Source organism: Pseudomonas sp. SD17-1 (assembly GCF_029201585.1).
GTDB classification, from domain to species: Bacteria; Pseudomonadota; Gammaproteobacteria; order Pseudomonadales; family Pseudomonadaceae; genus Aquipseudomonas; species Aquipseudomonas palmensis.
On sequence record NZ_CP104044.1, the window covers coordinates 3,631,449 to 3,647,085 of the forward strand.

The 15,637-nt window shown below is 64.0% G+C and carries 11 protein-coding genes; 10 read left to right on the top strand and 1 reads right to left on the bottom strand.

The genetic code is table 11. The features are described from left to right. The first annotated feature begins 29 nt into the window (after window positions 1–29). From nuoG to N0B28_RS16510, 9 genes are all read left to right on the top strand, one after another. Complete coding sequence (gene nuoG / locus N0B28_RS16470) at window positions 30–2,744, top strand: NADH-quinone oxidoreductase subunit NuoG (protein ID WP_043860869.1); 2,715 nt, start codon at window positions 30–32, stop codon at window positions 2,742–2,744. Further along, window positions 2,741–3,748 (top strand): NADH-quinone oxidoreductase subunit NuoH, encoded by a 1,008-nt coding sequence (gene nuoH / locus N0B28_RS16475; RefSeq protein WP_054915105.1) that lies wholly within the window; start codon window positions 2,741–2,743, stop codon window positions 3,746–3,748. Before nuoG ends, nuoH begins: the two co-directional genes overlap by 4 nt. Window positions 3,749–3,759: 11 nt before the next feature. Beyond that, the gene (gene nuoI, locus N0B28_RS16480) at window positions 3,760–4,308 is read left to right on the top strand and encodes an NADH-quinone oxidoreductase subunit NuoI (RefSeq protein ID WP_009400993.1); all 549 of its coding nucleotides are present in this window, start codon (window positions 3,760–3,762) and stop codon (window positions 4,306–4,308) included. Between the two features lie 9 nt (window positions 4,309–4,317). Beyond that, window positions 4,318–4,818: an NADH-quinone oxidoreductase subunit J gene (gene nuoJ / locus N0B28_RS16485; RefSeq protein WP_043860871.1), complete on the top strand. Its 501-nt coding sequence runs from the start codon at window positions 4,318–4,320 to the stop codon at window positions 4,816–4,818. Between the two features lie 3 nt (window positions 4,819–4,821). Beyond that, window positions 4,822–5,130 (top strand): NADH-quinone oxidoreductase subunit NuoK, encoded by a 309-nt coding sequence (gene nuoK, locus N0B28_RS16490; protein WP_010220409.1) that lies wholly within the window; start codon window positions 4,822–4,824, stop codon window positions 5,128–5,130. Next, the gene (nuoL, locus tag N0B28_RS16495) at window positions 5,127–6,980 is read left to right on the top strand and encodes an NADH-quinone oxidoreductase subunit L (RefSeq protein ID WP_043860872.1); all 1,854 of its coding nucleotides are present in this window, start codon (window positions 5,127–5,129) and stop codon (window positions 6,978–6,980) included. The genes nuoK and nuoL overlap by 4 nt, the downstream gene beginning before the upstream one ends. Window positions 6,981–7,019: 39 nt before the next feature. Beyond that, window positions 7,020–8,552 carry an NADH-quinone oxidoreductase subunit M gene (gene nuoM / locus N0B28_RS16500; protein ID WP_043860873.1) on the top strand — a complete coding sequence of 511 codons (1,533 nt, stop codon included), beginning with the start codon at window positions 7,020–7,022 and terminating at the stop codon, window positions 8,550–8,552. A 7-nt stretch (window positions 8,553–8,559) separates the two neighbouring features. Beyond that, window positions 8,560–10,029 (top strand): NADH-quinone oxidoreductase subunit NuoN, encoded by a 1,470-nt coding sequence (gene nuoN, locus N0B28_RS16505; RefSeq protein ID WP_043860874.1) that lies wholly within the window; start codon window positions 8,560–8,562, stop codon window positions 10,027–10,029. A gap of 943 nt (window positions 10,030–10,972) precedes the next feature. Beyond that, a complete protein-coding gene (locus N0B28_RS16510) occupies window positions 10,973–13,066 on the top strand; it encodes a TonB-dependent receptor (RefSeq protein WP_275727551.1) in 2,094 nt (697 codons plus the stop codon). A gap of 17 nt (window positions 13,067–13,083) precedes the next feature. Here N0B28_RS16510 and N0B28_RS16515 read toward each other — a convergent pair whose 3' ends face one another. Continuing rightward, window positions 13,084–14,145 (bottom strand): AI-2E family transporter, encoded by a 1,062-nt coding sequence (locus N0B28_RS16515; RefSeq protein WP_043860876.1) that lies wholly within the window; start codon window positions 14,143–14,145, stop codon window positions 13,084–13,086. Window positions 14,146–14,265: 120 nt separating this feature from the next. Between N0B28_RS16515 and yegQ the strand changes: the two genes are divergently transcribed. Next, a complete protein-coding gene (gene yegQ, locus N0B28_RS16520; protein WP_275727554.1) occupies window positions 14,266–15,585 on the top strand; it encodes a tRNA 5-hydroxyuridine modification protein YegQ in 1,320 nt (439 codons plus the stop codon). Window positions 15,586–15,637: the final 52 nt, after the last annotated feature.

Consider the following 15,637-nt stretch of genomic DNA (forward strand, 5'->3'; position numbering starts at 1 on the left):
AGACGCGGGCCAACGAAGAACTTTGAACCATGGCCACTATCCACGTAGACGGCAAAGAGCTCGAAGTCAACGGTGCAGACAACCTGTTACAGGCGTGTCTGTCGCTAGGCCTCGACATCCCCTATTTCTGCTGGCACCCGGCGCTCGGTAGCGTCGGTGCCTGCCGCCAGTGTGCGGTCAAGCAGTACACCGACGAGAACGACACCCGTGGTCGCATCGTCATGTCCTGCATGACCCCTGCCACCGATGGCAGCTGGATTTCCATCGAAGACGAAGAAGCCCGCGTGTTCCGCGCCAGCGTCGTCGAATGGCTGATGACCAACCACCCGCACGACTGCCCGGTGTGCGAGGAAGGCGGTCACTGCCACCTGCAAGACATGACGGTGATGACCGGCCACAACGAGCGCCGCTACCGTTTCACCAAGCGTACCCACCAGAACCAGGAGCTCGGCCCGTTCATCTCCCACGAGATGAACCGCTGCATCGCCTGCTACCGCTGCGTGCGCTACTACAAGGACTACGCCGGCGGTACCGACCTGGGCGTGTTCGGTGCGCACGACAACGTGTATTTCGGCCGCGTCGAGGACGGTGCCCTGGAGAGCGAGTTCTCCGGCAACCTGACCGAGGTCTGCCCGACCGGTGTGTTCACCGACAAGACCCACTCCGAGCGCTACAACCGCAAGTGGGACATGCAGTTCGCCCCGAGCATCTGCCATGGCTGCTCCAGCGGCTGCAACATCAGCCCGGGCGAGCGCTACGGTGAACTGCGCCGCATCGAGAACCGTTTCAACGGCTCGGTGAACCAGTACTTCCTGTGCGACCGTGGCCGCTTCGGCTACGGCTACGTCAACCGTACCGACCGCCCACGCCAGCCACTGCTCCAGGACGGCCAGAAACTGGGCCTGGACGCCGCGCTGGACAAGGCCGCCGACATGCTGCGCGGGCGCAACATCGTGGGTATCGGTTCGCCCCGTGCAAGCCTGGAGAGCAACTACGGCCTGCGCGAGCTGGTGGGTGCCGAACATTTCTATGCAGGCATGGAAGCCGGTGAGCTGGAGCGCGTGCGCCTGGCTTTGCAGGTGCTCAACGACAGCCCGCTGCCGGTGCCGACCCTGCGCGACATGGAAGACCATGACGCGGTATTCGTGCTTGGCGAAGACCTGACCCAGACCGCTGCCCGCGTGGCCCTGGCCCTGCGCCAGTCGGTCAAGGGCAAGGCCGAGGCGATGGCCGATGCCATGCGCGTTCAGCCATGGCTCGATGCCGCGGTGAAGAACATCGGCCAGCACGCCATGTACCCGCTGTTCATTGCCAGCCTGAGCGAGACCAAGCTCGACGACGTGGCGCAAGAGTGCGTGCACGCCGCGCCGGACGACCTGGCCCGCATCGGTTTCGCCGTGGCCCACGCCATCGACCCGAGCGCCCCAGCCGTCGAAGGCCTGGACGCCGAAGCCCTGGACCTGGCCAAGCGCATCGCCGACGCCCTGGTCGCGGCCAATCGCCCACTGGTGGTTGCCGGTACTTCGCTGGCCTCCAGGGCTCTGATCGAAGCTGCCGCCAACATCGCCAAGGCACTCAAGCTGCGCGAGAAGAACGGCTCGCTGAGCCTGGTGGTGCCCGAGGCCAACAGCCTGGGCCTGGCCATGCTCGGTGGCGAGTCGATCGATGCGGCGCTGGACGCCGTGATCGCCGGCAAGGCCGATGCCATCGTGGTGCTGGAAAACGACCTGTACAGCCGCGTACCGGCTGCCAAGGTCGACGCTGCCCTGGCCGCGGCCAAGGTGGTGATCGTTGCCGACCACCAGAAAACCCCGACCACCGACCGCGCGCACCTGGTGCTGCCGGCCGCCACCTTCGCCGAGGGCGACGGTACCCTGGTCAGCCAGGAAGGCCGCGCCCAGCGCTTCTTCCAGGTGTTCGACCCGCAGTACCTGGACAGCAGCATCCTGGTGCACGAAGGCTGGCGCTGGATGCACGCACTGCGTGCCACCCTGCTCAACAAGCCGGTCGACTGGACCCAGCTGGACCACGTGACCCACGCCGTGGCTGGCGTGGTGCCGCAACTGGCCGGCATCGTCAACGCCGCGCCATCGGCCGCGTTCCGCATCAAGGGCATGAAACTGGCCCGCGAGCCGCTGCGCTACTCGGGCCGTACCGCCATGCGCGCCAACATCAGCGTGCACGAGCCACGTACCCCGCAAGACCCGGACACCGCGTTCGCCTTCTCCATGGAAGGCTACTCGGGCTCCGCCGAACCGCGCCAGCAGGTGCCGTTCGCCTGGTCGCCGGGCTGGAACTCGCCGCAGGCCTGGAACAAGTTCCAGGACGAGGTCGGTGGTCACCTGCGTGCAGGCGACCCGGGCACCCGCCTGATCGAGACCCAGGGCGACAGGCTGAACTGGTTCGCCAGCGTTCCGGCGGCGTTCTCGCCGGCCCGTGGCACCTGGCAGGCCGTGCCGTTCTACCACCTGTTCGGCAGTGAAGAGAACTCTTCGCGCGCCGCCCCGGTGCAGGAGCGCATCCCGCAGGCCTACGTGGCACTGGCCAAGTCCGAAGCCGACCGCCTGGGCGTCAACGACGGCGCACTGCTGAGCCTGAACGTGGCCGGCCAGACCCTGCGTCTGCCGCTGCGCATCAATGAGGAACTGGGCGCAGGCCTGGTTGCATTGCCCAAAGGCCTGGCCGGCATCCCGCCTGCCATCTTCGGTGCATCCGTCGAAGGCTTGCAGGAGGCAGCACAATGACCTGGTTCACCCCTGAAGTGATCGATGTGATCCTCACTGTCATCAAGGCCATCGTGGTGTTGCTGGCGGTGGTGGTCTGCGGTGCGCTGCTCAGCTTCGTCGAGCGTCGCCTGCTGGGCTGGTGGCAGGACCGTTACGGTCCTAACCGCGTCGGCCCGTTCGGCATGTTCCAGATTGCCGCCGACATGCTGAAGATGTTCTTCAAGGAAGACTGGAACCCGCCCTTCGTCGACAAGGTGATCTTCACCCTGGCGCCGGTGGTGGCCATGAGCGCCTTGCTGATCGCCTTCGCGATCATCCCGATCACCCCGACCTGGGGTGTCGCGGACCTGAACATCGGCCTGCTGTTCTTCTTCGCCATGGCCGGCCTGTCGGTGTACGCCGTCCTGTTCGCCGGCTGGTCGTCGAACAACAAGTACGCCCTGCTCGGCAGCCTGCGGGCCTCGGCCCAGACCGTGTCGTACGAAGTGTTCATGGGCCTGGCGCTGATGGGCATCGTGGCCCAGGTCGGCTCGTTCAACATGCGCGACATCGTCGAATACCAGGCGCAGAACCTGTGGTTCATCATTCCGCAGTTCTTCGGCTTCTGTACCTTCTTCATCGCTGGCGTGGCCGTGACTCACCGTCACCCCTTCGACCAGCCGGAAGCGGAACAGGAACTGGCCGACGGCTACCACATCGAATATGCCGGCATGAAGTGGGGCATGTTCTTCGTGGGCGAGTACATCGGCATCATCCTGATCTCGGCGCTGCTGGTAACCCTGTTCTTCGGTGGCTGGCACGGGCCGTTCGGCATCCTGCCGCAACTGTCGTTCGTGTGGTTCGCCCTGAAGACCGCGTTCTTCATCATGCTGTTCATCCTGCTGCGCGCCTCGATCCCGCGCCCGCGCTATGACCAGGTGATGGACTTCAGCTGGAAGTTCTGCCTGCCGCTGACCCTGATCAATTTGCTGGTGACCGCTGCGCTCGTGTTGCTCAACACGCCAGCTGTTGCGGCCCAGTGAGGATTTGACCCATGTTCAAGTATATTGGCGACATCGTTAAGGGCACTGGCACCCAGCTGCGCAGCCTGGTGATGGTGTTCTCCCACGGGTTCCGCAAACGCGACACCCTGCAATACCCCGAAGAGCCGGTCTACCTGCCGCCGCGCTACCGCGGCCGCATCGTGCTGACCCGCGACCCCGACGGCGAGGAGCGCTGCGTGGCCTGCAACCTGTGCGCTGTGGCCTGCCCGGTGGGTTGCATCTCGCTGCAGAAGGCCGAGACCGAAGACGGTCGCTGGTACCCCGAGTTCTTCCGCATCAACTTCTCGCGCTGCATTTTCTGCGGCCTCTGCGAGGAAGCCTGCCCGACCACCGCGATCCAGCTCACCCCGGATTTCGAAATGGCCGAGTTCAAACGTCAGGACCTGGTGTACGAGAAAGAAGATCTGCTGATCTCCGGCCCCGGCAAGAACCCTGATTACAACTTCTACCGTGTTGCAGGTATGGCCGTTGCCGGCAAGCCGAAGGGCGCCGCGCAGAACGAAGCCGAGCCGATCAACGTGAAGAGCTTGCTCCCTTAAGGAAGAAAGATGGAATTCGCTTTCTATTTCGCATCCGGTGTCGCCGTGGTGTCCACCCTGCGGGTGATCACCAACACCAACCCGGTGCATGCCCTGCTCTACCTGATCATTTCGCTGATCTCCGTGGCGATGACCTTCTTCGCCCTCGGCGCGCCGTTTGCCGGCGTGCTCGAAGTGATCGCCTACGCTGGCGCCATCATGGTGCTGTTCGTGTTCGTGGTGATGATGCTCAACCTGGGGCCGGCCTCGGTCGCCCAGGAGCGCGGCTGGCTCAAGCCCGGCATCTGGGGCGGGCCGGTGTTCCTCGCCGTCCTGCTGCTGGCCGAACTGCTGTACGTGCTGTTCGTGCAGCCGAGCGGCGCCGCCATCGGTCATACCACCGTTGACGCCAAGGCCGTGGGCATCAGCCTGTTCGGCCCTTACCTGCTGGTGGTGGAACTGGCCTCGATGCTGCTGCTGGCTGCAGCAGTGACGGCGTTCCACCTCGGCCGCAACGAGGCGAAGGAGTAAATCATGTCAGCAATTCCTCTCGAACACGGCCTGGCCGTCGCCGGCATCCTGTTCTGCCTCGGCCTGGTCGGGCTGATGGTGCGCCGCAACATTCTGTTCGTACTGATGAGCCTGGAAATCATGATGAACGCCTCGGCACTGGCATTCATCGTGGCGGGCAGCCGCTGGGCGCAACCGGACGGGCAGATCATGTTCATCCTGGTGATCAGCCTGGCCGCCGCCGAGGCCAGTATCGGCCTGGCGATCCTGCTGCAGTTGTATCGCCGCTTCCACACTCTCGATATCGATGCTGCCAGTGAGATGCGCGGATGAACCTACTCTTTCTGACCTTCGTCTTCCCCCTGATCGGCTTTGTGCTGCTGTCGTTCTCGCGCGGGCGGTTCTCGGAGAACCTGTCGGCGCTTATCGGTGTCGGTTCGATCGGCCTCTCGGCCATCGTGGCCGCCTACGTGATCTGGCAGTTCAACGTCGCCCCGCCTGAAGGCGGCGCGTACAGCCAACTGCTGTGGCAGTGGATGCAGGTGGGCGACTTCAAGCCCAACTTCACCCTGTACCTGGACGGCCTGTCGGTGACCATGCTCGGCGTGGTGGTCGGCGTGGGCTTCCTGATCCACCTGTTCGCCTCGTGGTACATGCGTGGTGAAGCCGGCTACTCGCGCTTCTTCGCCTACACCAACCTGTTCATTGCCAGCATGCTGTTCCTGATCCTGGGCGACGACCTGCTGTTCATCTACTTCGGTTGGGAAGGCGTGGGCCTGTGCTCGTACCTGTTGATCGGTTTCTACTACAGCAACCGCAACAACGGCAACGCGGCGCTCAAGGCCTTCATCGTCACCCGTATCGGCGACGTGTTCATGGCCATCGGCCTGTTCATCCTGTTCCAGCAACTGGGCACCCTGAACATCCAGCAACTGCTGGTGCTGGCGCCGCAGAAGTTCCAGGCCGGTGATTTCTGGATCGTGCTGGCAACCCTGATGCTGCTGGGCGGCGCCGTGGGCAAATCGGCCCAGCTGCCGCTGCAGACCTGGCTTGCAGACGCGATGGCCGGCCCTACTCCGGTATCGGCACTGATCCACGCCGCCACCATGGTGACCGCCGGTGTCTACCTGATCGCACGTACCCACGGCCTGTTCGCCCTGGCACCCGACGTGCTGCACCTGGTGGGTGTGGTCGGCGGCGTGACCCTGGTGCTGGCCGGCTTTGCCGCGCTGGTACAGACCGACATCAAGCGTATCCTGGCCTACTCGACCATGAGCCAGATCGGCTACATGTTCCTGGCCCTGGGCGTGGGCGCCTTCGACGGCGCGATCTTCCACCTGATGACCCACGCCTTCTTCAAGGCCCTGCTGTTCCTTGCCTCCGGTGCGGTGATCGTTGCCTGCCACCACGAGCAGAACATCTTCAAGATGGGCGGCCTGTGGAAGAAACTGCCACTGGCCTACGCCAGCTTCATCGTCGGTGGTGCCGCCCTGGCTGCCCTGCCGCTGCTGACCGCCGGCTTCTACTCCAAGGACGAGATCCTCTGGGAAGCCTTCGCCAGCGGCAACAGCGGCTTGCTGTACGCCGGCCTGGTGGGTGCGTTCATGACCTCGCTGTACACCTTCCGCCTGATCTTCATCGCCTTCCACGGCGAAGCCAAGACCGAAGCCCACGCTGGCCACGGCATCTCGCACTGGCTGCCGCTGGGCGTGCTGATCGTGCTGTCGACCTTCGTCGGCGCCTGGATCCACCCACCGCTGGCCGGCGTGCTGCCGCAGAGCGTCGGGCATGCCGGTGGCGAAGCCAAGCACAGCCTGGAAATCGCCTCGGGTGCCATCGCCATCGCCGGTATCCTGCTGGCCGCCATGCTGTTCCTGGGCAAGCGTCGCCTGGTTACCGCGATCGCCAACAGCGGTATCGGTCGTGTGCTGTCGGCCTGGTGGTTCGCCGCCTGGGGCTTCGACTGGATCTACGACAAGCTGTTCGTCAAACCTTACCTGCTGATCAGCCACATCCTGCGCAAGGATCCGGTTGACCGCAGCATCGGCCTGATTCCGCGTTTGGCCAAGGGCGGTCATGCCGCCATGAGCAAAACCGAAACCGGTCAGCTGCGCTGGTACACCGCCTCGATCGCCATTGGTGCCGTGCTTGTGCTCGGTGCCGTTGTTGTGGCTGCGGTCTGATATGAACCTTGCGACTTTGCGAAAGGAATTGAGCCCGTCATGATTTTGCCTTGGCTGATCCTGATCCCCTTTATCGGCGGCCTGCTGTGCTGGCTGGGTGAGCGCTTCGGCGCCACCCTGCCGCGCTACATCGCGCTGCTGACCATGTCCCTGCTGCTTGGTATCGGCCTCTGGCTGTGGGCCAACGGCGACTACACCCTGGCGCCTGCGCCGGGTGCCGCGCCACAGTGGGCCTACGAGTTCAAAGTGCTGTGGATCGAGCGCTTCGGCATCAGCCTGCACCTGGCCCTGGACGGCCTGTCGCTGCTGATGATCCTGCTCACCGGCCTGCTCGGTGTGCTCTCGGTACTGTGTTCCTGGAAAGAGATCCAGCGCCACGTCGGCTTCTTCCACCTCAACCTGATGTGGATCCTGGGCGGCGTGGTCGGTGTGTTCCTGGCCCTGGACCTGTTCCTGTTCTTCTTCTTCTGGGAAATGATGCTGGTGCCGATGTATTTCCTCATCGCGCTCTGGGGTCACAGCTCCTCGGACGGCAAGAAGACCCGGATCTACGCAGCCACCAAGTTCTTCATCTTCACCCAGGCCAGCGGCCTGATCATGCTGGTGGCGATCCTGGGCCTGGTACTGGTCAACTACGGCAACACCGGTGTGATCACCTTCGACTACACCCAGTTGCTCAAGGCCGACCTGCCGGCGGGTACCGAATACCTGCTGATGCTGGGCTTCTTCATCGCCTTCGCGGTCAAGCTGCCGGTAGTACCGTTCCACTCCTGGCTGCCTGACGCCCACGCCCAGGCGCCGACTGCCGGTTCCGTCGACCTGGCCGGTATCCTGCTGAAGACCGCGGCCTACGGCCTGCTGCGTTTTGCCCTGCCGCTGTTCCCGAACGCCTCGGCCGAGTTCGCGCCGATCGCCATGACCCTGGGTCTGATCGGGATCTTCTACGGTGCATTCCTGGCCTTCGCGCAAACCGACATCAAGCGCCTGATCGCGTTCTCCAGCGTCTCGCACATGGGCTTCGTGCTGATCGGCATCTACTCCGGCAGCCAGCAGGCCCTGCAGGGCGCGGTGATCCAGATGCTGGCCCACGGCCTGTCGGCGGCGGCGCTGTTCATCCTCAGCGGCCAGCTGTACGAGCGTCTGCACACCCGTGACATGCGTCAGATGGGTGGCCTGTGGTCGCGCATCGCCTACCTGCCGGCCATCAGCCTGTTCTTCGCCGCGGCTTCGCTGGGCTTGCCGGGTACCGGCAACTTCGTCGGCGAGTTCCTGATCCTGATCGGCAGCTTCGTCAGTGCCCCATGGGTCACCGCGATTGCCACCTCCGGCCTGGTGTTCGGCTCGGTGTACTCGCTGATCATGATCCACCGCGCCTACTTCGGCCCGGCCAAGTCCGACGAAGTACTGGCCGGCATGGACAACCGCGAACTGATCATGGTGCTGGGCCTGGCGGTACTGCTGATTGTGCTGGGCGTTTACCCGCAGCCGTTCCTGGATACCTCCGCCGCCACCATGAGTGGTGTGCAGCAGTGGCTCGGCTCCGCTTTCACTCAACTCGCTTCGGCCCGGTAAGAGCGCTATGGACCTGACGATTCAACACTTTATTGCGCTTGCGCCACTGCTGATCACCAGTATCACCATCGTCGTGGTGATGCTGGCCATCGCCTGGCGCCGCAATCACTCGCAAACCTTCCTGCTGTCGACCGTGGGGCTGAACCTGGCCCTGCTGTCGATCATCCCGACCCTCAAGGTGGCCCCGCTGGCGGTCACCCCATTGCTGACCGTCGACAGCTTCGCGTGCCTGTACATGGCGTTGATCCTGGTCGCCACCCTGGCCTGCGTGACCCTGGCGCATGCCTACCTGGGTGACGGCGGCAAGGGTTACCCGGGCAACCGCGAAGAGCTCTACCTGCTGATCCTGATGGCGGCCCTGGGCGGCCTGGTGCTGGTCTGCGCGCAACACCTGGCCGGCCTGTTCATCGGCCTGGAGCTGCTCTCGGTACCGGTGTATGGCCTGGTGGCGTATGCATTCTTCAACAAGCGTTCGCTGGAAGCCGGCATCAAGTACATGGTGCTGTCGGCAGCCGGTTCCGCGTTCCTGCTGTTCGGCATGGCGCTACTGTATGCCGACGCCGGCAGCCTGAGCTTCGACGGCATCGGCAAGGCCCTGGCCACCACCAGCCTGCCAAGCCTGATTGCCCAGCTGGGCCTGGGCATGATGCTGGTCGGCCTGGCGTTCAAGCTGTCGCTGGTACCGTTCCACCTGTGGACCCCGGACGTATACGAAGGTGCTCCGGCGCCGGTTGCCGCGTTCCTGGCCACCGCGAGCAAGGTGGCTGTATTCGCCGTTGTGGTACGCCTGTTCATGCTCTCCCCTGCTGCCAGCAGCGGCGTGCTGACCACCGTGCTGTCGGTGATTGCAGTGGCCTCGATTCTGGTCGGCAACCTGCTGGCGCTGACCCAGAGCAACCTCAAGCGTCTGCTGGGTTATTCCTCGATCGCCCACTTCGGTTACCTGCTGATTGCGCTGGTGGCGAGCAAGGGCATGGCGGTGGAAGCCATTGGCGTGTACCTGGTGACCTACGTGATCACCAGCCTGGGCGCGTTTGGCGTCATCACCCTGATGTCCTCGCCTTACAAGGGCCGTGATGCCGATGCCCTGTACGAGTACCGCGGCCTGTTCTGGCGTCGTCCGTACCTGACGGCGGTGCTGACCGTGATGATGCTGTCGCTGGCGGGTATTCCGCTGACTGCGGGCTTCATCGGCAAGTTCTACATCATTGCTACCGGCGTCGAGTCGCAGTTGTGGTGGCTGGTGGGTGCGTTGGTGATCGGTAGTGCGATCGGGGTGTTCTACTACCTGCGCGTGATGGTCACCCTGTACCTGATCGAGCCGAACCTGCGTCGTCACGATGCGCCGTTGAACTGGGAGCAGCGTACCGGTGGCGTGATGTTGCTGGCGATTGCGATTCTGGCGTTCGTGCTGGGTGTTTATCCGCAGCCGTTGCTGGACCTGGTGCAGCATGCAGGTTTGCAGTTGCTTGGTTGAGTGCTGATGCACTGACAGGACACCCCGCTTCGGCGGGGTGTTTTGTTTTTGGCGATTGAACAACCCATCCCCAGCACCGCCGTTGTTCTTGATCTTGACCTTGATCTTGATCTTGACCTTGATCTTGATCTTGACCTTGATCTTGACCTTGATCTTGACCTTGATCTTGACCTTGATCTTGATCTTGATTGTCCGGCCTGTCAGGAGGCCGAGTGGAGGTGTCGTGCAGGGGGCGGGGCGCAGCCCCTTCGGCGTTAGCCGAAGCGAGCGACTGTTAGAGTTGCGCAGCAACTCGGGTCGCGTGCCCCCTGGACGGCGCCGGAGGGAGGGAACCCGGAGCGAAGCGTAGGGCCGTATGTTTGGCCGGGGACCTTTTGGTTACTTTTGCGTCCTTGCAAAAGTGACCCGCTGTAAGAGCGGAAGGCGTCATTCGCAGCGCTATCCATGCCGGATAAACACACCGCTCGATAAAATCGACGACCGTGAACATATCCAGCATGCATATCGACAATCAGGGCCCCTTCCGCTCTTACAGCGGCTTACTTTTTTCTTGGAAAAAGTAAGCAAAACCGCTCCGTCCATCATCAGGCCCTACGCTTCGCTCCGGGTCCCCTCCCTCCGGCGCCGTCCAGGGGGCACGCGACCCGAGTTGCTGCGCAACTCTAACAGTCGCTCGCTTCGGCTAACGCCGAAGGGGCTTCGCCCCGCCTCCTGCACGACACCTCCACTCGGCCTTCTGGGGGACGGAAGATCAAGATCAAAAGCAGATCAAAATCAAAAGCAAATCAACAGCAGATCCAGAGCAGATCCAGAGCAGATCCAGAGCAGATCCAGAGCAGATCCAGAGCAGATCAAAAGCATGACTGCACTACAGATCACCCACTGTGCTTCGTCTGATACTTGCAACGTCAGATACCCGCCCAACCGTCCCGGAACCCCTTCGATGCACCCCACCCTGCCCCGCTCGTCCCTCGCCGTATTGATCGCCTGCACCGCCACCGCCCAAGCCAACCCAGGCATCGAACTCGGCCAGGTACTGATCCAGGACCAGGAACACAACGAGCTTCAGGACGCCCGTGAGCGCCTGCAGCAAATCCCCGGGGCCACCAACCTGATCGACATGCAACAGGTCGAACAAGGCCGCGTCGCCAGCAACCAGGACGTTCTCGCCTACCAGCCCGGCGTGTTCGCCCAATCCGCCGGCAACGACGGCATCAAACTGTCGATTCGCGGCTCGGGCCTCAACCGTGCCCCCGGCGCCCACGGCTCCGGCGTATACACCCTGTTCGACGGCCTGCCCCTGACCGGCCCCGGCGGCACGCCCTATGAACTGTTCGAGCCCCTGTGGCTAAGCCGCGCCGAGGTACTGCGCGGCGCCAACGGCTTCGACCGCGGCGCCCTGGCCCTGGGCGGCGCCATCAACTATGTGACCCACACCGGCTACGACGCCGCGACCCTGCAGGTACGGGTCGAGGCCGGCAGCCGTGGCTACGGCAAACGCCAGGTCAGCTCCGGCCAGGTACTGGGTGACCTGGACTACTACGTCGCCCTCACCGACTCGGAATACGACGGCTACCAGGACCACAGCAGCGGCAGCAGCAAGGGCATCGCCGCCAACGTCGGCTACCGCTTCAACCCCAACCTGGAAACCCGCTTCTACCTGCGTTACCGCGAAACCGAAAACGAACTGGCCGGGCGCCTGACCAAGGACCAAATCAAGCACCACCCGCGCGCTGCCAACCCGCTGTACCTGAGCCGCGACGCCAGCCGCCCGCAACCGGGCAGCACCTGGCTGGGCAACAAGACCACCTTCTACCTCGATGACGACTCGCAACTGGAAGCCGGCCTGGTCTACCACGACTACCCGATGGACCTGCGTGAAGGCACCAAGCGCCTCAAGGTGGCGTACACCGACGTCAGCGGCACGCTCAACTACCTGCGCCGCGACACCCTGTTCGGCCACGAGAGCAAGACCACCCTGGGCTGGCGCACCACCAAGCACCTGCCCAACACGGGGGCCTCGGAGTTCGTGCGGGTCGAGACCGACCCCACTCAGCCCATAGGCACCAAGACCCGCGACTTCACCTACCAGGGCTCGGACAGCGTCCTCCACTTCAGCAACGAACTGGAACTGGTGCCAGACCTGTGGCTGACCAGCGGCCTGGCGATGATCTATACCCGCCGCGAAAGCGCCGTCACCTATCCGGCCAGCGGCGGCAAGGTCAGCCAGCATGACTGGGACTACGCCCCGCGCCTGGGGCTGCGCTACGACTTCAGCCCCGCGCTGCAGCTGTACGGCAACCTGAGCCGCTCGGTGGAGCCTGCGCACCCCTGGGCGCTGATCTGGAGCTCGCCAGCGATCAAAGGCCTGCAGACCCAACCCATCGAGCTGCGCAACCAGACCGCTACCACCCTGGAGCTCGGCGCACGCGGCGACTCGCGGCTGGGGCGCTGGGACCTGGCCTGGTACTACTCGGCCGTGCGCCACGAACTGCTGACAGTGGAAACCGTGGCCGCCAGCAGCACCACCAACGCCATCGTCGGCGAGGTGAATGCCAGCCCTACCGTGCACCAGGGGGTGGAAGCCAGCCTCGACAGCCTGCTGTGGGAACACAGCGGAGTTGGCCGGGTGTCGCTGCGCCAGGCCTACACCTTCAGCGACTTCCACTACCGCGATGACGCGGCGTTCGGCGACAACCGCCTGCCCGGCATGCCGATGCACTACTACCAGGCGCAGGTGCGCCTGGACCATCCCAGCGGCTTCTATGCCGGGCTCAACACGCAGATGGCCTCAAAGGTGCAGGTCGACTACGCCAACTCCTACCAGGCCGATGCGTATGCCCTGCTGGGCGCAACCTTCGGCTACGCCTCCCCCCGACAGGACTGGACCACCTGGCTCGACCTGCGCAACCTCACCAGCAAGCGCTATGCCGCAACCGTGACGCCCGGCTACGACGACAAGGGTCTCGATGCCGCACGCTCCACCCCCGGCGAAGGCTTCGCAGCCTACGTGGGCATGTCCTATAGCTGGAAGTGACGCTCGCCAGCGGCGCCTCAGGGCAGTTGCACCTGAGGCTTGGTCGCCACGAAAATCCCCCAGCTGGACATGAACAGCGCCGCGATCAACGGCCCGATGACGAAGCCGTTGAGGCCGAACACCGCCAGCCCGCCCAGGGTCGAGATCAGGATCAGGTAGTCGGGCATGCGGGTGTCCTTGCCCACCAGGATCGGGCGCAGCACGTTGTCCACCAGGCCGATCACGAACACCCCGAAGGCGGCAAGCACCACACCCTGCCAGATCGAACCACTGAGCAGGAAGTACGCGGCCACCGGGCCCCACACGATGCCGGCACCCACCGCCGGCAGCAGCGACAGAAACGCCATCAGCACCGCCCACACCAGCGCACTGGGGATATCCAGCACCCAGAAGATGAACCCGCCGAGCGCGCCCTGGGTCACCGCCACCAGCAGGTTGCCCTTGACCGTGGCACGCACCACGCGATTGAACTTCAGTTGCAGGCGACGCTTCTGGTGTTCGGCCAGGGGCACCGCCGTGCGGATCTTGCGCACCAGCTCGGCGCCATCGCGCAGGAAGAAGTACAGCAGGTACAGCATGATGCCGAAGCTCACCAGGAACTCGAACGTGCCCTGCCCGAAGCTGAACGCCTGGGTGGCGAAGAACTGGCTGCCCTGCATCGCGCCCTTGGCGATCTTGTCGCGCAAGCCCTCCAGATCCCCCATACCCAGGCGTTCCAGGCCATGCTGGGCCACAGCGGGCAGCATGTCCTTGAAGCGCTCGATGTAGCCGGCGATATCCAGTTGGCCGCTCTCGATGTTCTTGTACAGCGTGGCGCCTTCCTGAACCAGCAGCGTGCTGATGACGATCACCGGCAGAATCGCGATCAGCAGGCACACCAGCAGCGTGATACCCGCCGCCAGGTTGCGCCGCCAGCCCAGGCGCAACAGCAACCGGCGCTGCAACGGCGCAAACACGATGCCCAGGATCACCGCCCAGAACACCGCGCCGTAGTAGGGCAATAGAATCCAGATGAAGGCCAGGGTCACCAGGACCAGCAACCACATCAGGGCTTTTTGCTGCAATACCGATTCGTTCATGTCCGCTCCTTTGCGCTCTGATGATTAGTGCGCGGCGCACTGCAGAAAGTGCCGTTGCCGTGGATCAATAAAATCGGTGGTGCAGGCGCGTAGCATCCGCGCTTTTGTCGCGACCTTGCCATGACCCACCTCGCCCGACCCGAACTGCTCGCCCCTGCCGGCACCCTGAAGAACATGCGCTATGCCTTCGCCTATGGCGCCGATGCGGTCTACGCCGGCCAGCCGCGCTACAGCCTGCGTGTGCGCAACAACGAATTCGACCATGCCAACCTGGCGCTGGGCATCCAGGAAGCCCAGGCCCAGGGCAAGCGGTTCTACGTGGTGGTCAACATCGCCCCGCACAATGCCAAGCTCAAGACCTTCCTCAAGGACCTGGAACCTGTGATCGCCATGGGCCCGGACGCGCTGATCATGTCCGACCCTGGGCTGATCATGCTGGTGCGCCAGCACTTCCCGGCCATGCCGATCCACCTGTCAGTACAGGCCAATACGGTGAACTGGGCCAGTGTCGCGTTCTGGCAATCCCAGGGCCTGAGCCGGGTGATCCTGTCCCGGGAGCTGTCGCTGGAGGAAATCGAAGAGATCCGCCAGCAGGTGCCGGCGATGGAGCTGGAAGTGTTCGTGCACGGCGCCCTGTGCATGGCGTATTCGGGGCGCTGCCTGCTGTCGGGCTACCTGAACCGGCGCGATGCCAACCAGGGCAGCTGCACCAACGCCTGTCGCTGGCAGTACAGCGCCACCCCGGCCCAGGAAAACGAGGTGGGTGACATCGTGCGCGAAGTCCAGCCGACCCTGGGCGTCGGCGTCCCCACCAACCAGGTGTTCGTGCTGCAGGAAGCCAACCGGCCCGGCGAAGACATGCCGGCATTCGAGGACGAGCACGGCACCTACATCATGAACGCCAAGGACCTGCGTGCCGTGCAGCACGTCGGGCGCCTGACCCGCATGGGGGTGCACTCGCTGAAGATCGAGGGGCGTACCAAGTCGCACTTCTACTGTGCCCGCACCACCCAGGCGTACCGGCAGGCCATCGACGATGCGCTGGCGGGGCGTGAATTCGACCGTTCGCTGATGCTCGACCTGGAGTCATTGGCGCAACGCGGCTACACCGAAGGCTTCTTGCGCCGCCACGTGCACGACGAGTACCAGAACTACGAGCGGGGCAACTCGGTGTCCGAGCGCCAGCAATTCGTGGGCGAGCTGACCGGGGAGCGGGTCGACGGGCTGGCCGAGGTCAAGGTCAAGAACCGTTTCGGGCTGGGCGATCACCTGGAGCTGATGACGCCGCGGGGCAACTACCATTTCGACCTGCACCAGCTGCGGGATCGCGCAGGCAATCCGCTGGAGGTGGCGCCGGGGGATGGGCACACGGTGTACCTGCCGATTCCCGAACAGGTGGAGCTGGGCTTCGGGCTGTTGTTGCGGGATCTGAATACGTAGCCACGCTATCGCGGGTCAAGCCCGCCCCCACAGGTAGTGCGCAACCCTGGTG